This window comes from Micromonospora luteifusca, assembly GCF_016907275.1.
Lineage (GTDB): Bacteria > Actinomycetota > Actinomycetes > Mycobacteriales > Micromonosporaceae > Micromonospora > Micromonospora luteifusca.
Genome location: NZ_JAFBBP010000001.1, coordinates 2,732,069 through 2,754,312 on the forward strand (window position 1 = coordinate 2,732,069; position 22,244 = coordinate 2,754,312).

General features: G+C 72.3%; 27 protein-coding genes. 8 read left to right on the forward strand and 19 right to left on the reverse strand.

Annotated features, from left to right (window positions below):
- The first annotated feature begins 285 nt into the window (after positions 1-285).
- The 8 genes from JOD64_RS12150 (at position 286) to JOD64_RS12185 (ending at position 9,669) form a co-directional block, all read left to right on the forward strand.
- A complete protein-coding gene (locus JOD64_RS12150; RefSeq protein WP_204942328.1) occupies positions 286-1,524 on the forward strand; it encodes a hypothetical protein in 1,239 nt (412 codons plus the stop codon).
- Positions 1,511-4,036, forward strand: coding sequence for a nitrate- and nitrite sensing domain-containing protein (locus JOD64_RS12155; RefSeq protein ID WP_204942329.1), 2,526 nt, complete (start codon positions 1,511-1,513; stop codon positions 4,034-4,036). The genes JOD64_RS12150 and JOD64_RS12155 overlap by 14 nt, the downstream gene beginning before the upstream one ends.
- The gene (locus tag JOD64_RS12160; protein ID WP_204942330.1) at positions 4,033-4,509 is read left to right on the forward strand and encodes a roadblock/LC7 domain-containing protein; all 477 of its coding nucleotides are present in this window, start codon (positions 4,033-4,035) and stop codon (positions 4,507-4,509) included. The genes JOD64_RS12155 and JOD64_RS12160 overlap by 4 nt, the downstream gene beginning before the upstream one ends.
- A complete protein-coding gene (locus JOD64_RS12165; protein ID WP_204942331.1) occupies positions 4,506-4,985 on the forward strand; it encodes a DUF742 domain-containing protein in 480 nt (159 codons plus the stop codon). The genes JOD64_RS12160 and JOD64_RS12165 overlap by 4 nt, the downstream gene beginning before the upstream one ends.
- Positions 4,963-5,706, forward strand: a complete 744-nt coding sequence (locus JOD64_RS12170; RefSeq protein WP_204942332.1) for a GTP-binding protein — start codon at positions 4,963-4,965, stop codon at positions 5,704-5,706. The genes JOD64_RS12165 and JOD64_RS12170 overlap by 23 nt, the downstream gene beginning before the upstream one ends.
- Before the next feature lie 38 nt (positions 5,707-5,744).
- Positions 5,745-6,392 carry a hypothetical protein gene (locus JOD64_RS12175; RefSeq protein ID WP_204946372.1) on the forward strand — a complete coding sequence of 216 codons (648 nt, stop codon included), beginning with the start codon at positions 5,745-5,747 and terminating at the stop codon, positions 6,390-6,392.
- A gap of 36 nt (positions 6,393-6,428) precedes the next feature.
- Positions 6,429-8,642, forward strand: a complete 2,214-nt coding sequence (locus JOD64_RS12180) for an AAA family ATPase (protein WP_204942333.1) — start codon at positions 6,429-6,431, stop codon at positions 8,640-8,642.
- Between the two features lie 91 nt (positions 8,643-8,733).
- Positions 8,734-9,669, forward strand: coding sequence for an SMP-30/gluconolactonase/LRE family protein (locus JOD64_RS12185; protein ID WP_204942334.1), 936 nt, complete (start codon positions 8,734-8,736; stop codon positions 9,667-9,669).
- A gap of 50 nt (positions 9,670-9,719) precedes the next feature.
- Here the strand turns inward: JOD64_RS12185 and JOD64_RS12190 are convergent, their stop codons facing one another.
- The 19 genes from JOD64_RS12190 to JOD64_RS12280 all read right to left on the reverse strand — a co-directional run bounded on the left by JOD64_RS12190 (position 9,720) and on the right by JOD64_RS12280 (position 22,134).
- A complete protein-coding gene (locus tag JOD64_RS12190) occupies positions 9,720-10,073 on the reverse strand; it encodes a gas vesicle protein K (RefSeq protein WP_204942335.1) in 354 nt (117 codons plus the stop codon).
- A complete protein-coding gene (locus JOD64_RS12195; RefSeq protein ID WP_239559487.1) occupies positions 10,070-10,282 on the reverse strand; it encodes a gas vesicle protein in 213 nt (70 codons plus the stop codon). The genes JOD64_RS12190 and JOD64_RS12195 overlap by 4 nt, the downstream gene beginning before the upstream one ends.
- A complete protein-coding gene (locus JOD64_RS12200; RefSeq protein WP_204942337.1) occupies positions 10,279-11,106 on the reverse strand; it encodes a GvpL/GvpF family gas vesicle protein in 828 nt (275 codons plus the stop codon). Before JOD64_RS12200 ends, JOD64_RS12195 begins: the two co-directional genes overlap by 4 nt.
- On the reverse strand, positions 11,090-11,473 hold the full coding sequence (locus JOD64_RS34055) for a gas vesicle protein (RefSeq protein ID WP_204942338.1): 384 nt from the start codon (positions 11,471-11,473) through the stop codon (positions 11,090-11,092). The genes JOD64_RS12200 and JOD64_RS34055 overlap by 17 nt, the downstream gene beginning before the upstream one ends.
- A 1-nt stretch (position 11,474) precedes the next feature.
- Positions 11,475-11,822: a gas vesicle protein GvpO gene (locus tag JOD64_RS32945; RefSeq protein WP_204942339.1), complete on the reverse strand. Its 348-nt coding sequence runs from the start codon at positions 11,820-11,822 to the stop codon at positions 11,475-11,477.
- Between the two features lie 5 nt (positions 11,823-11,827).
- The gene (locus JOD64_RS12215; RefSeq protein WP_204942340.1) at positions 11,828-12,187 is read right to left on the reverse strand and encodes a gas vesicle protein GvpG; all 360 of its coding nucleotides are present in this window, start codon (positions 12,185-12,187) and stop codon (positions 11,828-11,830) included.
- A 3-nt stretch (positions 12,188-12,190) separates the two neighbouring features.
- Positions 12,191-12,967, reverse strand: a complete 777-nt coding sequence (locus tag JOD64_RS12220) for a GvpL/GvpF family gas vesicle protein (RefSeq protein WP_204942341.1) — start codon at positions 12,965-12,967, stop codon at positions 12,191-12,193.
- Between the two features lie 2 nt (positions 12,968-12,969).
- On the reverse strand, positions 12,970-13,398 hold the full coding sequence (gvpJ, locus tag JOD64_RS34060) for a gas vesicle protein GvpJ (protein WP_204942342.1): 429 nt from the start codon (positions 13,396-13,398) through the stop codon (positions 12,970-12,972).
- A complete protein-coding gene (locus JOD64_RS32955) occupies positions 13,395-14,648 on the reverse strand; it encodes an SRPBCC family protein (RefSeq protein WP_307813348.1) in 1,254 nt (417 codons plus the stop codon). Before JOD64_RS32955 ends, gvpJ begins: the two co-directional genes overlap by 4 nt.
- Positions 14,645-15,088 carry a hypothetical protein gene (locus JOD64_RS12235; RefSeq protein ID WP_204942343.1) on the reverse strand — a complete coding sequence of 148 codons (444 nt, stop codon included), beginning with the start codon at positions 15,086-15,088 and terminating at the stop codon, positions 14,645-14,647. The genes JOD64_RS32955 and JOD64_RS12235 overlap by 4 nt, the downstream gene beginning before the upstream one ends.
- Positions 15,089-15,365: 277 nt before the next feature.
- The gene (locus tag JOD64_RS12240; RefSeq protein ID WP_204942344.1) at positions 15,366-15,875 is read right to left on the reverse strand and encodes a GNAT family N-acetyltransferase; all 510 of its coding nucleotides are present in this window, start codon (positions 15,873-15,875) and stop codon (positions 15,366-15,368) included.
- A gap of 104 nt (positions 15,876-15,979) precedes the next feature.
- Entirely contained in the window at positions 15,980-16,903 is a 924-nt protein-coding gene (locus tag JOD64_RS12245; protein WP_204942345.1) for a hypothetical protein, read from the reverse strand.
- The gene (locus JOD64_RS12250; RefSeq protein ID WP_204942346.1) at positions 16,872-17,471 is read right to left on the reverse strand and encodes a DUF3618 domain-containing protein; all 600 of its coding nucleotides are present in this window, start codon (positions 17,469-17,471) and stop codon (positions 16,872-16,874) included. The genes JOD64_RS12245 and JOD64_RS12250 overlap by 32 nt, the downstream gene beginning before the upstream one ends.
- A gap of 22 nt (positions 17,472-17,493) precedes the next feature.
- Complete coding sequence (locus tag JOD64_RS12255) at positions 17,494-17,889, reverse strand: phage holin family protein (RefSeq protein WP_110563787.1); 396 nt, start codon at positions 17,887-17,889, stop codon at positions 17,494-17,496.
- A complete protein-coding gene (locus JOD64_RS12260) occupies positions 17,886-18,509 on the reverse strand; it encodes a hypothetical protein (RefSeq protein ID WP_204942347.1) in 624 nt (207 codons plus the stop codon). The genes JOD64_RS12255 and JOD64_RS12260 overlap by 4 nt, the downstream gene beginning before the upstream one ends.
- 180 nt (positions 18,510-18,689) lie before the next feature.
- Positions 18,690-19,097: a DUF3263 domain-containing protein gene (locus JOD64_RS12265; RefSeq protein ID WP_204942348.1), complete on the reverse strand. Its 408-nt coding sequence runs from the start codon at positions 19,095-19,097 to the stop codon at positions 18,690-18,692.
- Between the two features lie 106 nt (positions 19,098-19,203).
- Positions 19,204-20,220 (reverse strand): ABC transporter permease subunit, encoded by a 1,017-nt coding sequence (locus JOD64_RS12270; protein ID WP_204942349.1) that lies wholly within the window; start codon positions 20,218-20,220, stop codon positions 19,204-19,206.
- Positions 20,217-21,227: an ATP-binding cassette domain-containing protein gene (locus JOD64_RS12275; protein ID WP_275581438.1), complete on the reverse strand. Its 1,011-nt coding sequence runs from the start codon at positions 21,225-21,227 to the stop codon at positions 20,217-20,219. The genes JOD64_RS12270 and JOD64_RS12275 overlap by 4 nt, the downstream gene beginning before the upstream one ends.
- A 121-nt stretch (positions 21,228-21,348) precedes the next feature.
- Entirely contained in the window at positions 21,349-22,134 is a 786-nt protein-coding gene (locus JOD64_RS12280) for a DeoR/GlpR family DNA-binding transcription regulator (RefSeq protein ID WP_204942350.1), read from the reverse strand.
- Positions 22,135-22,244 lie beyond the last annotated feature (110 nt).

Here is a 22,244-nt window from a genome sequence, read left to right on the forward strand (position 1 = left end):
GAGCGAGTCCTGTCCGACGCGGCCCAGTGAGTTGACTTCGGATCCCGTGAATTCCGATCTTCCACGGATATCCACCTCGATCCCTCCATGTCACACCGGCCAATCAAATCGAGCGTGCCGGAAACGCGGACAAATGGCGACATCGCTTGAACTGACGCGAACCTGACTCGTCGAGCTGGGCCTGACCAGCGAGGGGGTCGGTTAGTTTTCCGGTCCGGTGCACGGGACTTGTCGGTTGACCCGACACCGCGCCGACCCGCGCCCCACGCCGGAGGAGACACACACATGACAGTCCCCGCGCCGCGGGCCCGTCGACGGCCGTCCACGCTGGGCCGACTGCTGCCGCTACTGCTCATCGGGGCGTTACTGGCACCGGTGGGACTGCTCCTCACGTCCACCTGGCGGCAGTCCACCGACGACCGCGACCTGGCCGTCCGGGAACGGCTGGGCGTGCAGTACCTCGGCGCTCTGGGCTCGGTCACCGACGCCCTCGTGGAGGCCCAGACTGCTGCGATCAACGGTCGCCCCGTCTCCGGAGAGGCACTGAACCGGGCGGTCGAGGAGGCCGCCGCGGTGGACGCTCGCATCGGCGTCGAACTGCTCAGCCAGGAACGCTGGGCCGGGGTACGCGCCCGGCTGGAGGCGTTGCGTGGTCGCAGCGCCGCCGACCCGGAGTCCGCCTACACGGCGTACAGCGAGGTGTCCGACCTGCTGCTGGCCCTGCACCGGAAGGTCCGCGAGAGCTCCGGGCTGGTCCGCGATCCCGTTGCCGACTCCTTCTTCCTCCAGGACAGCGCGGGCCAGGAACTGCCCGAGGCGGTGGTGGCCGCCGGTCGACTCGCCGATCTGGGCACCCTGGTCGCTCGGCGCCCGGCCGCCGAGCAACCCCGCGGCCTGATGGAGCTGACCGGCCTGCGGGTGGCCGCCCTGGGCCCGGCCAGCGACCTCGTCGACAATTTGCGCTCCGCCGTCGACGGCTCGGAGAGCACCGATCTCGGTGCCAACGTGCTGACTCCGTTGGACACCTACCAACGCTCGGTGGAGGCGTTGGCCGCGTACTCCACCCCCGCCAGCGGCACGGGCACGGTGGACCCGGGTCAGTTGAGCGCTGCCGGGCTCAACACGCAGCGCGCCGCCCGCCAACTTCAGCCGGTCATTCTCGGCGAGCTGGACGCCCTGCTGGTCGAGCGCATCGACGAGCTGGACCGGGACCGCTGGCTGACCGCCGGAGCGGGCGTGGTCGCCGGGCTGTTGCTGAGCTGGCTCGCCGCGCTGCTGTTCACCGCCGGTCGGCGGGCCCGACGCCGGGCCGCCATGGCCGCGACCCAGGCGGACAGCCCCGACACCCCCGCGGCGATCGACCTGTGGCAACCGACGGCCGGCGACCCACGCGGCCTGCAACCGGCGGCCAGCGACCCGCGCGGCCTGCAACCTGTGGCCGGCGACCCGCGCGGCCTGCAACCGGTCGGCACGGCCCGCGACCCGGAGACGGCGCAGTGGGGGGCGTTCGATGCTGCTCGGTAGGCTCCGCATCCGCGGCAAGCTCGCGCTGCTCGTGGTGATCCCGCTGCTCAGCATGGTCGGCCTGGCCGTGCCCGTCATGCTCGACCGGGTGGCCGCGGCACAGCGGGCCGGCGACACCGCCGACCGGGTACGACTCGCCAGCCAGGTCGGCAGCCTGGTCCAGGACCTCCAACAGGAACGCATCCTCTCGGTCGGTTTCCTGCTCGGTCGAGTCGAACGCGGCGAGCTGATCCGCAAGGCCGCCGACGTGGACGACCGGGTGGCCGACCTGCGGGCTGGCGACAGCGACGCGCTGACCGACCGGGTCGACCACGCCCTGGACGGAGTGTCCAGCCTCATCGACCTGCGCACAGCCGTACTGGCCCGGGTCGCGAACCCCGGCCAGGTGATGGACGCGTTCACTCCGGTCAACATGGGGTTGATCGAGTCGCTGCGCCTGGTGTTCGGTGTGGACACCGACACGTTGCCGGGTCGGCAGGTGCTCGCCCTCGACGGGCTGCTCCGCGCCGACGAGGGCCTGGGCGCCTGCGCCACCCTGAGCCTGCTGGTCAAGGCGATCGGCAGCCCGGACACCACCGCCGGGTACGTGGCGTGCATCGCCGCGCTCCAGGTGGACAATCTGCGCTTCCGCAGCCTGATCACCCCCGAGCAGCTCAAGGTGGCCGAGCTCAACGACGCGGCCGTGGCGGCACGTACCAGCGCGGATTTCCTGGTCAACAGCGCTCGGGACCCAGCCGGCGCAGTCCGCGACGTGCCGATGGAAGCGCTCTTCCCGGCCGTCCGCACGATGATCCGACTCGGCCAGTTCGTGGAGAAGAAGCTGGTCGCCGACGTCCTCACCGAGGTGACCGCCGAGCAGCGGCGCGCGCTGACCGCCGCATACCTGGTCGGTGCCGCGGCAGCGCTGATCCTGACGCTGGTGGTGCTGCTCAGCGCGGCGGTCGCGCGGACGGTGGCCCGACCGCTGACCCGCCTCACCCGCTCGGCGGACCGGGTCGCACGGGTCGCCGAGGCGGAGCTGGTCCGTGTCACCGACGACGAGGGGGAGAGCCCTCAGCCGGTCCGGCTGGAACCGGTGGACATCCGGGCCAACGACGAGATCGGCGACCTGGCACGGGCCTTCGACCGGGTGCAGAGCACCGCCGCGCGGCTGGTCGAGCGGCAGGTCGCCGGCCGACGCAACGTGGCGCAGATGTTCGGCCACGTCGGGCGGCGCACCCAGAACCTGGTGGGCCGGCAGATCGCACTGATCGACCGGCTGGAGCAGCAGGAGGTCGACCCGGGACGACTGGAGCACCTGTACCGACTCGACCACATCTCCAGCCGGTTGCGGCGCAACGCCGGCAGCCTGGTGGTGCTCTCCGGCTCGGCCGGCGCCGACGCGCACACGGCACCGGTACCGCTGGCCGACGTGGTCCGGTTGGCGCTCGGCGAGATCGAGGATTACACCCGGGTGGAGGTACGGGTGCCGGCGGGCATCTCGGCCGCACCGGCGGTGGTCGGCGACCTCATCCTGACGCTGGCCGAGCTGATGGAGAACGCCACCGCTTTCTCCCCGCCGCACACCCGCGTGCTGGTGGCCGCCGAGGCGTCCGGCCTCGGCGCGCGGATCACCGTCGTGGACCACGGCATCGGCATGGGCGAGCAACGGCTGGCCGAGGAGAACGCCCGGTTCACCCGCCGGGAACGGCTCGACCTCGCACCGACCGAGGTCCTCGGTCTCTTCGTGGTGGGCCGGTTGGCCCGCCGCCACGGCTGGGAGGTGGGCCTGGCCGGCACCGTCGGCGGTGGGGTGACCGCACACCTGGAGATCCCACCGGCGTCCCTGGTGCTGCGCCGCCCCGATCGGGCCGGGGCGACCGTCGCCCGGGCCGTGGTGCCGGAACGAGACCGGCGTACGGCGGCGACACCCGACCACGGCGCGCGGTCCCTTCCGGCGGCCATCGCCGCACCGGCCCGCTTCGACTCGGACCTGCTGAGTCGTGCCACCCGCAGCCTGGAGGCCAGCCCTTCCTGGAACGCGTTCGGCCCCGACCAGCCGGAGCAGACCGACCCCACACCCCCGGCTCCGCAACCGTCGGGCTCGCCAGCCGGGCCGCGGGTCCGGCAGCGGGTGCCCGGGGCCAGCCTGCACGCTGCCGCCCCACCGATCCGACCGGTGGACGCGACCGGCGCGGACCCCGCCGCCGCCCGTGCGCTGGTCGAGGCGTTCCAAGCCGGTGTACGCCGGGCCGAGCTGAACACCGTCGACCTCCCGAGCACACCCGGGGGCGTCGGTCCCCTGGTGGCGGCCAACGCCGGCCTGGCCAATGGCACCCCGGATCGGCCCAGGCTGATCCGACGGGTGCCGGGGGCGAACCTCGCTGCCGTTCCGGCGTGCCAACCCCTCAGTACGCACCTCGGTGACCCGGCCGAGGTCCGCAATCTCATCACCGAGTTCGAGGCGGGCGTCGCCCGCGCTCTCCGCGAAGTCAGCCCAGACCGCCGGAACGAAGAAGGATCATCACGGTGACCAGCCCCTTCCTGCACGACAACGTCGACCACCCGAGCCAGTCCGTCGCCGGCGGTGACCTCAGCCCGGAGGCCCGTACGTTCAACTGGCTGCTGGACTCCTTCACCTCCGGCACCGCCGGGGTCCTGGAGGCGATCGCGGTCTCCTCGGACGGCCTGCTGATGGCCATGTCGGCGATCAAGGACCGGTCCAATGCGGAACGGTTGGCCGCGGTGGTGTCGGGGATGACCAGTCTCGCCGGTGGGGCGGCCAGTTGGTACGCGCTCGGCGGTTTGAACCGGGTGATCGTCGACATGGCCGACGGCTATCTGCTGATCAGCGCGATCAGCAGCGGATCCGTCCTGGGGGTCGTCGCCGACCGGTCGGCCAACCTGGGCACCGTCGCGTACGAGATGACGCTCTTCGCCGGGCGGGCCGGTGGTGCCCTGACCCCCCGGCTGATCGTCGAGTTGAAGAACGCCGCTCAGCAGTGACCCCCGACGTCGCCGGCGAGGATCCGGACCCGGAACCCACGGTCCGGATCCGCCCGTACCTGCACGCGGCGCCCCCGACCGAGGACAACGCCGTGGCATCGGCGCTGCCCGAGCCGGGCGGTGGTCGTCCGGCCGGGCCTCGCCCATTCGTGCTCACGGCCGGACGGGTGGCGGGTGCCGACCCGGCGATCGGGCTGGAGACGCAGGTGACCGCCCGCACGGACAGCGGCTGGTGGACCGGCTCGCCCGGTGCCCTGCTGGCACCGGAAGTCCAGGCGATCATCGCGCTCTGTGCCGAGCCGATCTCGGTGGCCGAGATCTCGGCACGTACCCGGTTGCACTTCGGCGTGACGCGGGTCCTGGTCGGTGACCTGCGGGCGGCCGGACACCTGGACGTGCACGTCACCGACACCGACGACGCCTTCGACCCCGACCTCATCCTGCGAGTGATTGATGGACTCCGTGCGATCTCCTGAATGGCCGGTCGCCCCGCTCGGCGGGGTCGCCGGAAACAGCGCAACCGCCCGGTACGGCATGCCGGCGGCCAGTGGGCCGACAGTCGGGCGCGCCGGCCCGCCGCCGTACCAGCCTCCGTCCGGCACCGGGGCGACGTCGCCGCCGGTCGGTAAGCCGACGGCACCGCCGATCCCGGTCAAGATCCTGGTGGCCGGTGGGTTCGGGGTGGGGAAGACCACCACCGTGGGGGCGATTTCCGAGATCGCTCCCCTGACCACCGAGGCCGAGATGACCAGCGCCGGGATCGGCGTGGACGACCCGGGTGCCCGGTCCACCAAGACCACCACGACGGTGGCGATGGACTTCGGCTGCGTGACCATCGATCGGAGTCTGAAGCTCTACCTGTTCGGCACGCCCGGGCAGGCCCGGTTCGGCTTCATGTGGGACGACCTGGCCCGCGGGGCGCTCGGCGCGCTGGTGGTGGTGGACAGCGCCCGGTTGGACGACTGTTTCCCGGCGGTCGACTTCTTCGAGCGGGCGGGGTTGCCGTTCGTGGTCGGGGTCAACGCCTTCGACGGGCGGCTGGCCCTGGAGCTCGGTGAGATCCGCTGGGCTCTGGCCATCGGTGACCACGTTCCGCTGGTGCAGTTCGACGCCCGGGACCGGCTCTCGGTGCGGGACGCCCTGCTGGTCGTCCTGGACCGTGCGCTGGAACGTGCTACCCGGGACAGGAGCGCCTGAGCCGGCGGGCTCCGGCCGTGGCGGGAAGGGGTGGTCCGGTGAGGGGCGATCTGGACGAGACGTTGGCCCGGCTGGCCCGGCGTGAGGAGGCGCTGCGTCGGCGCGCCGACGACCGTGACGAAACCGCGTCACCGCAGGGTCCTCCCGGGCTCGGCGGTAGCGACGCCCGCAACGCCGGGCCGGGCCGGTACGGCGCCCGCCACGCGGGGGCACCCGCATCGGGTGACGTGGCCGGGTGGGGGCCGGTCGAGGAGGTGGCCGATGCGGTTCGCCAGGTCGTCGGCGCGCACCCCGGGCTGACGGTGACCGTGCACGTGGAGCACGCGGGGCGGACGTACCCGTTGCGGGTCTCCTGGAACGGCCCGGACGTCACGGTCGGGCCAGCGCCCTCGGCGGCCCCGGCGCCGGCCCCCGCTCCGGCAGTTCCGAACCCGGCAGCCCCGAACCCGGCAGCCCCGAACCCGGCAGCCCCGAACCCGGCAGCCCCGGCCCCGGCGGCCCCGGACCCGGCGGCCCCGGCCCCGGCAGCCGCGGCCGAACCTCCGCCGGCCTGGCCGCTGTCCGGCCGGACGATGCCCGCGTGGGCGCCCGGTCCGGACGGGTTGACCCCGGACCCGGCGGCCCGGTTGGCCGAGCTGATCCGGCGGGACCCGTCGCTGTTGGACGAGTTGGATCCGCGGCGCTGACCGGCGGGGCTGGCCTCTGGCGGCTACGGTCGGGCGGTGGCGCAACCCGACCTGACCCTGACGGCGAGCCTGCGGCCGGCCGCGCTGGACGCCCGACGAGGCATCGTGCGGCTGCATCCGGAGGCGCTGACCGCGCTGGGGCTGCGCCCCGGCGACCCGGTCCGGCTTGCCGGCCGCCGGGTGACGGCGGGGATCGTGGCGGCGGCCGCGCCGGGCGCGAGCAGTGCCCTGCTGTACGCCGACGACCTGACGCTGGGCAACCTGGGCGTGCGCGACGGCGGTCAGGTGCGGGTGAGCCCGGTGCCGCTGATCCCGGCGGGCCGGGTCACCCTGGCCGGGCCGGTGGGGGTGGTCGCGGCGGTCAGCCCGGAGATGCTGCGGTTGGCCCTGCTGGGCAAGGTGCTCACCGACGGCGACGACGTGTCGTTGCTGCCGCAGGACGTGCTGCCGGACGCCTCGGTGCGCAGCCTGGTCGAGGTGGCTCGACGCAGCCTCGCCAACACGGTCGGTTTCGCCTGGACCAGCACTCTGCTCACCGTGCTCACGGTGGAGCCGGCCGCTGGCGCGCTGGTCACCATGGACACGGTGGTCGCCTGGGAGCACGGCCCGACCACCCACGGCGGGCCCGCCCCCGTCGATGCCGGGCCGGCACGGCCGTCTCGGGCGGCCGACGCGGCTCCGGCGGACGACGCGCCCGACGTGGACGAGCTGCCCGGGCTGCGGGCCCAGGCCGAGGAGCTGACCGAACTGCTCGACCTCGGCTTTCACCACCGGGAGGTGCTGGGCCGGCTGGGCACCACCATTTCGTTGGGGGTGCTGCTCGTCGGCCCGGCCGGCTCGGGGAAGTCCGCGCTGGTCCGCGCCGTTGCCGCCCGGGTCGGTGCCCGCGTACACCCGCTGTGGGCACCCGAGGTGGTCGCGTTGACCAACCAGGCCGCCGCCGAACGGCTGCGTGCCGCGGCGACAGCCGCCCGAGCCAGCGGGCCGGCGGTGCTGCTGGTCAGTGACGTCGAAGCGCTCGCGCCGGCGGACGAGCCCGGCCCGCTGGCCACGGTGTTCCGCCAGGTGCTCGTGGAGAGCATCCGAGCCGGTGTCGCCGTGGTCTGCACCACCGGCCGGCCGGAGTCGGTCGATCCCGCGCTGCGCGCGCCGGACCTGCTTTCGCTGCGGATCAGCATCCCGCTCCCCGACCAGGCGATGCGCCGCGAACAGCTCACCGTGCTGACCCGCCAGGTGCCACTGGCTGACGACGTCCGGCTGGACGAGGTGGCCGCGCGTACCCCCGGGTTCGTCGCGGCGGACCTGGCCGCGCTGGTCCGGGAGGCCGGGGTACGCGCGGCGCTGCGGCAGAAGTCCGCCGAAACGCCGACGGTCTCGATGGCCGACTTCAGCGCCGCTCTGGAGGTGGTCCGGCCCACCACGATGGCTGCCTCGACCCTGGATCTGGCCTCGGTGACCCTGGAGGACGTGGGTGGCCTGGACGAGGTCAAGCAGACGTTGACCGAATCGGTGCTGTGGCCGCTGACCTACCCGGACACCTTCGCCCGGCTCGGGGTGCAGCCGCCGCGCGGTGTGCTGCTCTACGGGCCGCCGGGATGCGGCAAGACGTACCTGGTCACCGCGCTGGCCGGGTCGGGGCGGGCCAATGTGCTGTCGGTGAAGGGAGCGGAACTGCTCTCCAAGTGGGTCGGCGAGAGCGAACGGGCCGTCCGCGAGTTGTTCCGCAGGGCCCGGGAGGCGGCCCCCACCCTGATCTTCCTGGACGAGGTGGACGCGCTGGCGCCGGTACGCGGCCAGGCGACCGACGGGGGCACCACGGACCGGGTCGTCGCCGCGCTGCTCACCGAACTGGACGGGGTGGAGACGCTGCGCAACGTGGTGGTGGTCGGCGCGACGAACCGGCCCGACCTGGTCGACCCGGCGCTGCTGCGGCCGGGCCGGTTGGAACGGCTGGTCTACGTGCCGCCGCCGGACGGGCCGGCCCGTTCGGAGATCCTGCGGGCCGCGTCCCGGCAGGTGCCCCTGGCACCGGATGTCGACCTGGCTGCCCTCGGCGACGAGCTGACCGGCTTCTCCGCGGCGGACTGCGCGGCGCTGGTCCGGGAGGCGGCGCTGGCCGCGATGCGTGAGTCGCTCGCTGCCGCCACGGTCACCGCCGAGCACGTGTCGACGGCGCGGGCACGGGTGCGCCCGTCACTGGACCCGGCCCAGGTCTCCTGGCTGGCCGCGTACGCGGCGAAACGGAATTGAGTCCGTAGCCAACCTTTCGGCGGGCCCAGGGGGTTCATACGACGTCAGATTCCCCTGTGGAGTTATCCACATGCACGTCAGGTGGTGTTCCTTGCGCAAGCTGCTATCCCTTTTTATCGTCCCCCTGGTCGCGGCGGCGACCCTCGCCACGGTCGGCTCTCCGGCGACGGCTCATCCGACGAAGCCGTTCCCGGCCCGGATCGCCCTGCCCGACGGCTTCACCCCGGAAGGGTTGACCATCGGCCATGGCACCACCGTGTACGTTGGGTCCATTTTGGACGGTGCGGTCTGGCGCGGTGACTTACGGACCGGGCGCGGCTCGGTGCTGATCCCAGGGACGCCCGGCACCGACAAGGCGGGCCTCAAGCTCGACCCGCAGGGCCGGCTCTGGACCGCCGACTACTCCGGTGGCGGCGCCAGCGTCTACGACGCGGGCACCGGCGCCAAGCTGGCCCACTACCAGTTCAACGACCAGCCGGGCGTCAGCTACATCAACGACCTGGTGATCACCAAGCGGGCGGTCTACTTCACCGACTCCGCACTGCAGGTGCTGTACGTGGTGCCGCTGGGCCCGGGTGGTCGCCTGCCGGCACCCACCGCCTTCCGGGTGCTGCAGCTCAGCGGTCCGGCCGCCACGCCGGACGTCTACCACAACGGGATCGTGGAGCTGCCGGACGGGGATCTGCTGGTCGCGCAGATGCTGAACGGCAAGTTGGTACGCGTCGACCCGCGTACCGGCCGCAGCCGCCTCGTCGACCTCGGCGGCTACTCGGTCGAGCGCGCCGACGGGCTGGTGCTGCGTGGTCGCACCCTTTACGTGATCCGGAACCTGAGCAACGTCATCGCGGTGGTCCGGATGAACGCCGACTACACCGCCGGGGTGGTGCAGCGTGAGATCACCGGCCCGCAGCTACGTTCGCCGGCCACCGGCGACCTGCTCGGCTCGTCGTTGTACGTGGTGAACGGTCGGTTCGACGTGGAGTCGACGCCGAGCACCGACTACGACATCATCCGGGTTCCGGCCTGATCCAGGCGGTCGGCGGTGGCCCTCTCGGGCTGCCGCCGGCCGGCCCGGGATCAGTCCGTGGGGAGGAGCGGGCCGAGCGGGCCAAGGTCCAGGTTCAGATCCTCCGGAGCCAGCCCGAAGTGTTCGCGCAGCCCGACCATCTGCTCCTCCAGGGCCATCAACGTCACTCCGATTCGCTCGACCTGCTCCTCAGTGAGGTCTCCGAGGTCCACCCGGCGCAGGGCCTGCCGCTCCATCAGCTGCCGCAGCAGCTCGACGACGGTGAGCACCAGGCTCGCCAGCCCCCGCTCGACCGATTCCCGGTCCACGGAGATTCGGCGGTCCAGCGGGGTCACCCTGGGCTGCTGCCACGACTGGGCACCCAACGCGGCAGCCAACTCCGTGGCCTCGTTCCGCCCGGTCATCCGGCGTCCTCCGTCTGAGTCAGCGAGCCGACGGATGCGACGAGCGCGCGCAGCGAGATCCGGACCAGGTCCACGTCGGCGATTGCCAGGGTGATGTCACCGCTGATCACCACGCCGGTGGCGAGGACCCGGTCGAGCAGGTCCACCAGGGCGACCGGCCGGTACGCCAGCGGATCGTCGGCGCTGCTCGGCGCGAGCACGCTGGTCACCACGGCTCCCGTACGGTGAGCGCGGGCTCCGGCCGTTCCGCGACGAAGGAGTACGCCGGCCACGGCCCGGTCAGCTCCAGCCGGATCTCCGGATGCCGGCTGCCCAGCGCGCCGACGAGGTCGGTGAAGCCGGGCAGCGCCGCGAGGTCCATCAGGTACGCCCCGTTGAGCACCATCGGGGTGGACGCCCCGGACAGTCGTTGGTCCTGCGGGGCGTGCCGCCGGCCCGCCACGGCCAGCTCGCACAGCGCGGCGTGCACCGTGTCCGCCGCCGCGCTCGCCGCCTGCTGGCCTTCCTCCCGGGCGGTCAACTGCGCCCGGCGCCGCCGCAGGTACGCCGTTCCCACACCGCCGGCGCCGACGGGTTCGGCGCTCACCGGAGCCACTCCCGGCACCAGGTAGCCCTTTACACCCCACTCGCCGCGTCCGGTGAGCCGGTCCAGGGTGGCCTCCAGCTCGGCCTGGCGCTCGGCGAGTGACCTGGCGACCCGGTCGTCGTCCGTGTGCACGGTGGCGAGCCGGGCCGGCACCACCGGCCCTCGTCGGGCCAGTGCCTCGACCACGCCGTGGTGCGCCCGGGCCGCCCGCTCCAGCCAGGCCAGGTCCTCCAGGTTGCGGCGCAGCGGCTGCTCGCCGTACTCGTCCAGCGGCGCGGTACTGACCACAGCGACCAGGCCGGAGGCGGACACCACCCGGACCGGAGCGCCGTCCATCCCGGCGATCGCCGCCAGCGCCGCCGGATCGACGTCTCGGACCACGCCGTGCAGCCACGCCCCGGCGACCGGGACGGGCCCGGCGCTGGCTACCTCAACCGTCGAACTCATTCCACTCCTCCAGTTCGGCGTCCCGGCGGCGCGCCCGGGCCGCCACCCGGGGCCGGCGCTCCGCCTCGACCTCCTCCGGGTCCCGTGGGCCAGGCTCCACCGGCGGTCGGGCCCGCGAGCTGAGCCACGGGTCGTGTTCCCACCAGTCGATGCCGATCTGCCGCGCGGTGTCGACCGAGGCGATGACCAGCCGCAGCTTCAACGTCAGCAGCTCGATGTCGAGCAGGCTGACGCGGATGTCACCGGCGATCACGATGCCCCGGTCGAGCACCCGCTCCAGGATGTCGCCCAGGTTGGCCGGCTCGTGCCCGGCGGGCAGGACCTGGCCGGAGTTCTGCACGACCGATGGAGCCTGCGGTCTGGTCATCTCAGCCCACCTCGCCCTTCCCGCGCTGGTAGCGGCGCACCCGCCGGTAGCCCAGCAGGCCGCCCTCGATGTCGAGTTCGACCTCGTAGAGGCCGAGCAGATCGGTCGACGCGGGAATCCGGTGGTCCTCGACCACCTCGACCCCGATCAGCCAGCCGTCGTCGGTGGCCTGGAGCGAGGTGGCTCCGACCGGGTCCCGGCCGGACAGCTCGACAATCTGGCGCAGCCCTTCCCGGACCGCCTCCGCGGCCGACACGGGCTCGACGTACTCCTCCTCGTCGTACCGGTCAACGTCAGCGCCCTCCGGCGCCCGCCGGCGGGCGCGTTCGCCGTCGCTGCGGACTGCCACCTCGCTCACCTCCCCCCTCGCCGGTCCGGGTCACCCGACCGGTCGGCACGCCGTCGCTGGCCGGTCTCCCGTGGCCCCCCGGAGCGGGCAGGGCGGTTACCCGCCCGGCCCGCGCCCGGGGCAGCGCCACGAGCGCCGCCACCCATGCCGGTCAACCGGTCCAGGACCTGCTGCTGTCTCAGGTCACGCTCCTGCGAGGTGATGTCGCCGGCGGCCGCCGCCGCGTCCAACTCCTCTAGCTCACGCCGGATGTTGGCCGGGTTGTACCGCTGTGCCTCCGCCTCCCGCGCGATCACCTTCACCACCGCGGTCAGCCCTCGCACCGGGGCGTACGGCAGCGTCAACAGTCCAAAGAGGATGTCCACGCGTCACTCCACCAACTGGTGCGCGCTGACGAAGTCGTACGGGGCGAGCGGCCCGAGCAGCCGCATCCGGATCAGGTCCCGGCGCTGCTCGGCGAACTCCTCCAGCACCCGCACGAACTCCTCCTCGTCGTCGGTGGCGACCAGGAAGGCGACGTTCATCGCGTCCAGTTCGCTGCTCGGTGGGCGCGGCACCTGCGCCACCGCGTACGGGGTGAGCGCGTCGATCAGCGCCCGGTTCTCCGCCTCCCGCCGCAGCTCCACCCCCTGGCTGATCATCTCGCCGAGCCGGATCCGCTGTTCCCGGCTCTCCGTTTCCGGCCGGCCGCGCACTTGGTCGGCGAGCGCGGCGGCGGAGCGGTTCTCGGCGAGGAAGTCGCCGATCATTTCCTCCTCGTCGAAGCGGCCGTGCACGGTGTACTGCAGCCGGTCCTCGAACTCGTCGAGGGCGGTGGCGAACTGGTCGTGGTGGGCCTTCAGGAGGTCCTGGACCGCGTCCGGCCCGGTCACCACCGTGCCGAACCGGACCGGCAGCACGGGCGCGACGGCCGCCGTCCCGTCCAGCAGCGTCTGGTACGCGGTCAGGTCGGCCGGGCGACCCATCGGCTCCTCCAACCCGACGTCGCTGACCAGCGCGGCCACGTCGCCGTGCCGGATCACGGTCACCTCGCCCGGCGGGTTGCCGACCCCTTCCGCGTCCGGGGTCGGCTCCACGTCGGACGGCACGATGCCGTAGATGAACAGCCCGGCCTCGTCGGCCGGCTGGGCCTGCTCGTCGGTCATGTTCACCGCTCCTCGTCCCGGCGTCGGCGTGGCCGCTCCCGCTCCCGGTCGGAGCCGCGGTCGCTCAGCGAGTCCGCCACCGCACCGCTGATCTCCTGGGCCGCCTTGCCGAGGCCGGAGATCGCCTTGCCCTTGGTCGCCGCCCCGGCCGCGTCCCCCACCATGTCGGGCAGCCCCTTCGTGCCCTTGGGCACGATGCTCAGCCGGTCGACCGCCTCGGCGAACCGCAGGTACGTCTCGACGCTGGCGATCACGATCCGGGCGTTGATCTCCAACAGCTGGATGCCGACCACGGCGACCGACACCTGCGCGTCGATCACCACGCCCTTGTCCAGCACCGTCTCCACGACGTCGGCCAGAGTGCCGCCGCCGCCTCCTCCGCCGCGCTCCAACGCGCCGCCCTGGCGTCCGCTAGTCGTCGCGATGCTCACTGGTCACGCTCCTCACGTCGGCGGCGGACCACCGGCCGTCGTGGTGCCTCCGGGGCCCGACGGGCGGCGGGGCGGGCGCGCGGCGCCCGCTCTTCGCGGGGCTCCCTCTCCTCGCGGGGCTCCCTCTCCTCGCGGGGCTCCCGCTCCTGGCGCGGCTGGGCGCGGCGGGCCCGCTCCGGCTGGCGCCGGCGCGGCGGAGGCTGCTCCTCCTCGGGTTCCTCCTCCTCGTACCCCTCGTCGTAGTCCTCGCCCTCGTCGTACGTCTCGTACTCCTCCTCCTCCGGGGGACGGCGGCGCGCCGGCGGCCGACGGCGGCCGCGCTCGGCGGGCTGGCGCCGCCCCTCCTCCGGCCGCTCCTCCTCCCGCTCCTCCTCGGGCTCCTCCGCCCGGCCCTGCTCCTCGCGGGACTCCCGCTCCTCGCGGAGCGTGGTCTCGTGGTCCTTGACCACCTGGGAGTCCTCGATCTCGCCGCGCCAGCCCTCGACCGAGTCCGGGTCCAACACGGTGGAGGTCATCACGTGCCGGACGAAGTGCTTCAGCTCCAGCCGCACCCGCCGGCCCTGGGCGCGCCACAGGTTGCCGGTGTGTTCGAAGAGTCCCTGAGGGTGGTACTCCAGCACCACGAGGATGCGGGTCAGGTCCGGGGTGATCTCGTGGAAGCTGACGGTGCCGTCGACCGAACCCTTCTCACCCTTGGACCGCCAGTGGATCAGCTTGTCCGGCACCTGGCGGACGATGGTCGACTCCCACGTCCGGTGCGACCAGAAGACCTGCGCTTTCCAGGTCAGCTTCTCGTCGGATTCGGCGTCGACGCTCTTGACCTTCTTCATGTAGCTGGGGAAGTCGCCGAACTGCGTCCACTGGTTGTACGCGGCCCGTACCGGCACACCGACCTCGATCGTCTCGACGATGTTGGTGACCTTCTTCTTCCCACCGCCCTTCCCGCCCGCACGGCCGAGAGCTGCCATCACCTTCTCCTTACCGCCGGCCAAACCGGCATGCACCATCGCCTTCACCGGTGAGTCGCCCTCGGCCAACTTCTGCGCCCCGGTCGCGGCGGCGATCAGTCCCGGCCCGCCGCCCTGTCGCGCGTACTCACTGAGACGGCCGGTCGCCCCGGTGATCCGCTCGGTCACCACGCTCATCGCGCGATCGCCGATCGCACCGGCCAGGTTGCGCATCTCGTCGGCCAATTGGCCGCGCAGCTTCTCGCCGAGTCCGATGGGATTGGTGTTCGCCGTCACGGTCACCGCCCCCGTCGCTGCTCGGCCGTTGCGTCGTCCCGGTTGTCCGACGCGCCACGGTCGCCGCTGTCGCGCCTGTCGCCGTCCTGGTCACGGCTGTCGTCGCCCTGCTCACGGCTGTCGTCGCCCCGGCTGCCGGAGCGGCGGCGCAGGGCGTCGGCGGAGCCGCGGAGCCGCCCGGTGAGCGCGTCGACGCTGCTTCCGGCAGCGGCGGTCGCGGCAGCCCGACCGGCGTTGACCAGCGGCCCTCCGAGCCGGCCCAGGTTGCCCAGGTGGGGGGAGGACTGCAACGCGTCGGTGCCCCGCTTCAACAGAGCGCCCGGGTCCCGGCTCGCCCGGCCGGCGGCGACCGCCGCGGCCAGGGTGAGCGCCGTACGCATCTTGCGGCGACGGCCCAGCAGGTAGCCGAAGCCCACCGCCAGCCCGATTCGTGTTCCGGTCTTCATCAGTTCTCCCTCGCTCCCCCGGTGGGTCCGGACGTCTGCCAGGTGAGGGCCGGAAAAGGGCTGCCGGGGGACAGCGCGAACCATGCCCTTGATCAGACGTCCGTATCTACGGACCCGGCGGGCAGTACCCAGCGGCATTACTCCGAAACCGCTACGACAATTTCCGTGGACGTCCCATTAAGGCATTCGGAAATGCGGTGCCGAAGGACCCAGACCGGACTTTGCGGTGGTCACGCGTAGGGAGAATGCCGGAGAAGGCGAAAGGCAAGAACCGCGCTCAGAGCGCGGGAGGGGTCGAATCGAGGCAGATTTCGGCGTGCACCTTTCCGCCGTCCTCGCGCAGTTTCGCACCGCATTTCTCGAGTACGGCGACCGCGCCGATGTTGTCCGTGGTCGTCTCGGCGACCACCGCCCGCATGCCCACCCCGGCGGCGGCGTTCAGCAACTCCCGCAGGGCGGCCGCGCCGATCCCCTGCCCACGCGCCGAGCGCCCGAGCCACATGCCGGTCTCCACCGTGCCGGGCTCGTCACAGCGCGTCATCCGGACCATGCCCATGACCTCGCCGCCGACGAGGATCGCGAACATCTGGGAACCGGTGGGGCCGTCCAGGCCACCGAAACTGGCCCGGTGGAAGTCCCGGAATGCCTCCCGACGGGCGAGCGACCAACCTGCGGGCGCCTCGACCGGAGGCATCACGTCATCCGGCTCGGCCTCGGCAGCCGCTACGGAGAGCAACGGCTCCAGGTTCTGCTCGTCCACCGGCTCCAGCCGGACCGCACCCGCCACGTGCCGCAGTCTGCCGCCCTCATCGGCCGAAGTCCACCCCAATGGCGATGCACTGGCGGTCCGGCTACCGGTACCGGCCGGTCGGGCGGCTTGGGTGTTACTCCTCACGCTCTGTTGTCACCCGTTGGTGTTCGAACCGTCGGCCCGAACTCACAGAACACCACCGACGCGTCGTCGGTGGGCTTGTGCCGGCGCAGCCGGTCGGGGTGATCCCGCTCGGCGGCCCGAACCCGGTCGATCAACGCCTCCGGCCCGTCGGCGCTCAGCAGATCGAGCAGACCGGCCCAGTCGGTGAGCCCGAACTGCTCCACCGCGCTGGACGCACCGTCGCTGAGCAGTGCCGCCCTGCGAATCGCCCCCGGCCCCCGCCGGGGCATCGACCCGGTCACCGCGTGGAAGGCCGCGTCCGGGTCCGACGCCGCGACCCAGTACCCGTGGGTGCGGTTCATCCGCTCCCGTTGGATGCTCACGGCGTGCCGGAACCGGGTGACCGGGTCGGCCGCGCCGCCCGGCACGGTGGCCACTGTCTCCCGCAGCTCGGCCATCGCCTGGTCCAGGCGGTTGTCGGTCACCACGCTGACCTGGCCGCCGACGTCGAGGACCAGTGGGCTGTCGCAGAGCACCAGATAGTCCACCTGGTCGCCGCAGTCACGCAGGAGGCAGACGGTGCTGGACGGGGTACCGGGCTGGTCGAGGTCGCACTGCCCGCCGTGGTCGGCCCGCACCGCGAGGATGGCCGCGGCCAGGTTGCTCGTCAGCCGGGCCGCCGGGCGGGCCGCCTCCGCCACGCTGAGCCGCGCGGCCAGGTGCCGGACATACCACTCCGGCCCGTGTACGCAGCCGGTGTCGAAGCCCTCCGGCACGGTCGCGCCGTCCAGGACGCCGACCAGCGGGCCGATCCGGAAGACCAGGTCCTCGTTGACCGGCCGGCCCGGGGCCGGCGCGGACGCGGAGCGTACCCGCATCACCGGCGCCGGCCCCTCCGCCCCGACCGGGTCAGCGCTGCCGGAGGTCGTCGGCGGCCGCATGTGCCTCCCCCTGCACCTGGCCAGCGGCCGAGCGGCCCTGGTCGCGTACGGCGGACATCCCCTGCTGGGCGGTGGACCGCACCGACTGCGTCGCCTGCTGCACCGGCTCCCGCATGTTGTCCTGCATCTGGTGGCCGACCTGGCTCGCCTGCCCGCGCAACTGATCGGAGTGCTCACTCACCATGGTCCGCGCCCGTCCGGCGAGTTGCCGTTCGCGCCCGCTCGGCGGGATCAGCGAGGCGGCCAGCAGACCGACCCCGAAGGCGACCAGGCCAGCAGCCATCGGGTTGCCCTGAGCCTGCTCACGGCCCTGCTGCCCGAGCGAACGGGTCTCGTCGCGTACGGCTCCTGCGGCGTGCGACATCCGCTGACCGGTCTCCTGCCCGAGATGGTTCGAGTTGCCCATCATCTTCTCCTTCGCTCGGGTGAACGCGTCGCGTGCCTGCTCGACCCGATCACCGGCGATCCGACGGGGATTGACCCTGTCGGCCAACGCGTCGACGTCACTGCTCAGCTCGTTGCGGGTGGTCTCGATCTCCCACCGGATCCGATCCGGGTCACTGGACATGACCTGTTCCCTCCCGACTCGCTCACCGACCCCGCAGGGCGTTCGGCATCTCCCGGGCGGTCTGCTTCGTCCGAGGCAGCACCGCACGTGCCCGTTTCAGCTGGGTCTTGGCGTTGATGAAGAGGCCACCGGCCACGACGGCCCAGAGCACCGCGACGATCAGCGCCGCCCATCCCTGGTCCATCGTGTTGGACAGCCCCCACCACAGGGCGTACGACACGAAGAGCACTGCCAGGAACCCGGCCAGCCCGGCGCCGCCGAACATGCCGCCCGCCTTACCGGCCTGGCTGACCTCCTCGCGGAGCTCGGCCTTGGCCAGCTCGACCTCCTTGCGCACCAGCGTGGACACGTCCCGGGTCACATCGCCCAGCAGATCGCCGACCGAGGCCTGGGTCCGTTCCTTCTCCGGGGCGCTCACGGTGCCACCCCGCCGGGCAGGTCCAGGTTCGGTTGACCGGCGGGCGAGACGTTCCGCGCCCGGGCCGTCCCGACGTACGGCTGCTGAGCGCCCTGCGCTGGCGGCGGAGCGCCGGACGCGCTTCCACCCTGACCGTTGCCGGAGGCTTGTGCGGTCAGGCCACGGGTGAGCCGCCCGACCAGCAGCCCGGCCACTGCGGCACCCGCGAGGAACGTCCCGGGGTGGCTCCGCGCGTACGTGCGTACCTCGTCGAGCACCTCGCCGGGCTCGCGCTCGTCGAGCCAGCCGGCGGCCTGCTGGGCGGCATCAGCCGCCCGGCGTACCGCGTGACCGGCCAGCCCGGAATCGCCGTCCCGTTCGGCCATCGAGCCCAGGTTCCGACCCAAGTCGCGTAGGCCCTCGGCGGCGCGCCGCTGCTGCGTCTGCGCCTGGTCCCGAAGCTGCCCGCTGGCCTGGCCGGTCAACTGCTGTGCCTGTCGCCGCGCCTCTGCGGCCACCTGCCCGCCCTGCTCGGCCGCGGTGTGCGCGACCTGCCCCCCGGCCTGCGTGGCCTGCTGGCCTACACGGGAGGCCTCCTGCCGGGCCTGCTGTCCACGCCCGCTCTGGTTCGCTGCCGTCATGCTCCGCTCCCCTCCTGGGTGCTCGGTCGTCTGGCGACCTCGGAACGCCACCCGCCTACCCGGCTGGCCAGCCGGCATGCGGTATGCCGGCTGGCCAGGTCAGGAAGACCGGCAGGGCAGGCGTCGGCGGGAGGAACAGCCCGAATCGGCACACCAGCGCGAAACGGGGACGGATGACGGTCAGCGGCGGCGATTGCGGGCGCGCGACGAACGCAGTCGACGGAGCCGACCGATCAGCACGGGATCGGCGGCAAGCGCGGCGGGGTTGTCCAGCAGACCGTTGAGCAGTTGGTAGTACCGGGTCGAGGAGACCCCGAAGGTGTCCCGCACGGCCTGTTCCTTGGCGCCGGCGTGCCGCCACCACTGCTGCTCGAAGGCGAGGATGGCCCGTTCCCGCTCGGTCAGCCCGGCAGCCGGCGGGGCGGGCTCGGCGTGGACACCGTCGTCGTCCGGCGCGAGATCGTCGGTGCTCTCGACGGATGGCGCCGGCCGGGGCGTCGGAACGCTGGGCCCGCTACCAACCGCCGTGACGCCCGGGTGAGCGTCGGTGGACGGCTCGGGGGCGGTCGGGGTGGTGTCGGCGGGCATGGCGCTCAGCCTAACCAGGGTCGACCAGGGTCGCAGCAAGCGGCGCGGCCGGCCCTGAGCCGCCGGGAATCCCGACGGCCGGGCCGGCCACGTCACCGTGCTGTGGTCAGGAGATGTCGCGGCGACGCATCACCCAGAGCGCCGCCCCGAGGATCACCACCAACCCGACCGAGAAGAGTACGGAGGACTGCTGCCAGGTGATGTCCAAGGTCGCCGATTCGCAGGACCCGTAGTAGGTCGCGTTGCAGGAGTTGTAGTCCTGCAAGGTGACCGTCTTCGTCATCCAGGCCAGCGCGTACGTGGGCAGCAGCCAGGCCTCGGCCCACCGCACGTTGGCCATCGCCAGCAGGATGCCCAGGCCGAACTGGCCGACCACCATCACCGCCACCACGCCGCCGAGGGCCATGGCGGTGTGCCGACCCAGCGAGGCGAGGGCGAAGCCGATGGTGGTGAGCACCAGCACCAGCACCACGCCGCGCACTCCGGTCAGGACGAACGACTGCCAGACCCCGGAGGTCATCTTTTCGGTGCTGCCCCGGAACGAGGCGACCGCCCAGAACCCGGCGAACCAGATCACCGCGGCGGGCAGTGTCACCGCCAGCATGCCGGTGAGCAGGGCGGCCAGCTTGGTGAGCAGCACGGTGAGCCGCTTCGGCCTCCAGAGCAGCAGGTTCATCATGCCGCCGGTGCTCCACTCGGCACCGACGAAGGACGCACCGACCACGAACCCGACCAGGGCGAGGATCGCCGCGAACGGGATCAGCGTCTCGTCGAACGTCTTTCGGAAGTCGAACGTCGAGGGCAGGAACCACTTCGCCTCGATCTGGTCCCGGGGCGGCGGCGAGATCACCGAGCAGTCGTCGGGGTAGCGGCCGTCGGTCGGCGTGCCGGCCGCCTTGGCCTGCTCGCACGCGGCGCGTTCCTGATCGCTCCAGCGCACCTGCTCCTGGTACTGCTGCTCGGCCTGACGTTCGGCCTGGGCGAGTTGATCGGCACCGATCTTCTGGTTGGTGAAGAACACCCCGACCACGATCGCGACCAGCACCAGCAGGCCGAGCAGCGTCATGTAGCGGGTGAAGCGCCGCTTGGTGAGTCGGCGCAGCTCCGTACGAAAGAGGCTCACGCGCCCCACCCTCCTGCGGCGGCACCGGGCTGACCCGCCCCACCGACCTTCATTGACTCGTCGACCTGCCGGTTCTGACCGGGGACCGGTGCGGTGGCGGTCAGTTCGAGGAAGACGCTCTCCAGATCGACGGCGATCGGAGCCAACTCACTGACGTAGAGGTTGTGCTCGGCGAGCAGTCGCGTCACCGAGGCCGGCTTGTCGACGCCGGCCAGCATCAGGTGGTCCGGGTGGCCGGTGACCCGGATCCCTGCCCGGGTGAGCGCCTCGGTGGCCGCAGGCAGATCAGTGACCGCCTCCAGTCGGACGCGTACCGCACCGGACGAGTGCTGCGCGAGCACCTCGTCGACCGGGCCGAAGGCGACCCGCCGGCCCAGCGAGATGATGGTGACCGAGTCACAGATCAGCTGGATCTCGCCGAGGATGTGGCTGGACAGCACCACGGTCATCCCGGATTCGGCGAGATTACGCATCAGCGTGCGCATCTCCCGGATGCCGCCCGGGTCGAGGCCATTGGCCGGCTCGTCGAGGATGAGCAGCTTCGGGTTCTTCAGCAGGGCCGAGGCAACGGCGAGCCGCTGCTTCATGCCCAGCGAGTACGTCCTGACCCGCTCGCCGGACCGGTCGCGCAGCCCCACGAGCTCCAGCACCTCGTCGACCCGGATGGCCGGCACCTCGCCCGCCCCGGCCAGCAGGGACAGGGTGTCCCGCGCCGAGAAGTGCGGGAAGAACTGCGGGCTCTCCACGATCGCGCCGACCTGACCGGCGACCATGGGCAGCGCGTCGGGGACCTCGTGCCCGAGCAGCGCCATCCGGCCGCCGTCGGGCCGGATCAGGCCGAGCAGGGTACGCAGCGTGGTGGTCTTGCCGGACCCGTTGGGGCCCAGGAAGCCGTGCACCTGCCCCGCGTCGACCCGCATGTCGAAGCCGTCGAGCGCGTTGCGGGTGCCGCGTCGACGACTCTTGTACGTCTTACGTAGACCTTCGATCTCCAGGACAGCTGGCAAGCTGCACCTCCCCCGATGGGTGGGCGTGACAGCCGACACCATACGCGGTATGCAGACCCGCGCAATACGCCGTATGCATAGACGCGCCGAACGGGTTACTTCATCGACGGAGCGTGACCGCTCAGGCGCAGATGACCTGCACACCGGCAGCGCGGAACGCGTCCACCACGTCCGGGTCGGCGCCGGAGTCGGTCACCAGCGTCTCCACGCGCTCGACCGGGCAGATCCGGGCGAAGGCGTGACCCCCCAGCTTGGACGAATCCGCGATGATCACCACGCGCTTGGCTCGGGCCACCATCAGGTTGTTCATCGCGGCCTCCCCCTCGTGGTGGGCGGCGGCCCCGAGCTGCGGATCGATCGCGTCCACACCGAGCAGCGCGACGTCCAGGGTCACCTCGCGCAGCAGCGCCCCACCCAGCGGGCCGACAAGTTCGAACGACTTCGGGCGGACCACCCCGCCAGCCACCACGACCTTCATCCGCGACCGGACCAGCAGCTCGTTGGCGATGTTCAGCGCGTTGGTCACCACGGTGAGCTGGGCACCCTCGGCACTGGTGTTCAGATCCGGTCGAACGGCGAGCGCCCTCGCCACCTCGGTGCTGGTGGTGCCGCCGTTGAGGCCGACCACGGTGCCCGGCGTGACGAGCGCCGCCGCAGCCGCGCCGATCCGCTGCTTCTCCGCCGAGTGCTTGGCCGTCTTGTAACGCAGGGGCAGGTCGTACGAGACGCCGTTCGCGACCGCGCCACCCCGCGTCCTCGTGATCATCTGCTGCTGGGCGAGCTGGTCGAAGTCGCGCCGGATGGTGGCCTGGGAGACGTCCAGCCGCTCGGCTGCCGTCTCGACACTGACCCGGCCGTTGTCGGTCAGCATCTCGAGCAGGGCGTTCCATCTGGCGTACCGGTCCACCGCGGGGGCCCTCCCAGAGACTGCACGGACGGTGATTGATTGCGTGCACAGTAGTGCGCGAAACTAGGCTGGCGCAAAAGACTCACCTGCGCGATCGGCTGGTCGGTTGC

Excerpts from the sequence above, each read along its gene's own strand:
- JOD64_RS12150 (WP_204942328.1), top strand. The coding sequence starts at position 286 with ATGACAGTCCCCGCGCCGCGGGCCCGTCGACGGCCGTCCACGCTGGGC.
- JOD64_RS12155 (WP_204942329.1), top strand. The coding sequence starts at position 1,511 with ATGCTGCTCGGTAGGCTCCGCATCCGCGGCAAGCTCGCGCTGCTCGTG.
- JOD64_RS12170 (WP_204942332.1), top strand. The coding sequence starts at position 4,963 with ATGGACTCCGTGCGATCTCCTGAATGGCCGGTCGCCCCGCTCGGCGGG.
- JOD64_RS12190 (WP_204942335.1), bottom strand. The coding sequence starts at position 10,073 with ATGACCGGGCGGAACGAGGCCACGGAGTTGGCTGCCGCGTTGGGTGCC.
- JOD64_RS12200 (WP_204942337.1), bottom strand. The coding sequence starts at position 11,106 with ATGAGTTCGACGGTTGAGGTAGCCAGCGCCGGGCCCGTCCCGGTCGCC.
- JOD64_RS34055 (WP_204942338.1), bottom strand. The coding sequence starts at position 11,473 with ATGACCAGACCGCAGGCTCCATCGGTCGTGCAGAACTCCGGCCAGGTC.
- JOD64_RS12220 (WP_204942341.1), bottom strand. The coding sequence starts at position 12,967 with ATGACCGACGAGCAGGCCCAGCCGGCCGACGAGGCCGGGCTGTTCATC.
- JOD64_RS12235 (WP_204942343.1), bottom strand. The coding sequence starts at position 15,088 with ATGAAGACCGGAACACGAATCGGGCTGGCGGTGGGCTTCGGCTACCTG.
- JOD64_RS12245 (WP_204942345.1), bottom strand. The coding sequence starts at position 16,903 with ATGCGGCCGCCGACGACCTCCGGCAGCGCTGACCCGGTCGGGGCGGAG.
- JOD64_RS12250 (WP_204942346.1), bottom strand. The coding sequence starts at position 17,471 with ATGTCCAGTGACCCGGATCGGATCCGGTGGGAGATCGAGACCACCCGC.
- JOD64_RS12260 (WP_204942347.1), bottom strand. The coding sequence starts at position 18,509 with ATGACGGCAGCGAACCAGAGCGGGCGTGGACAGCAGGCCCGGCAGGAG.
- JOD64_RS12265 (WP_204942348.1), bottom strand. The coding sequence starts at position 19,097 with ATGCCCGCCGACACCACCCCGACCGCCCCCGAGCCGTCCACCGACGCT.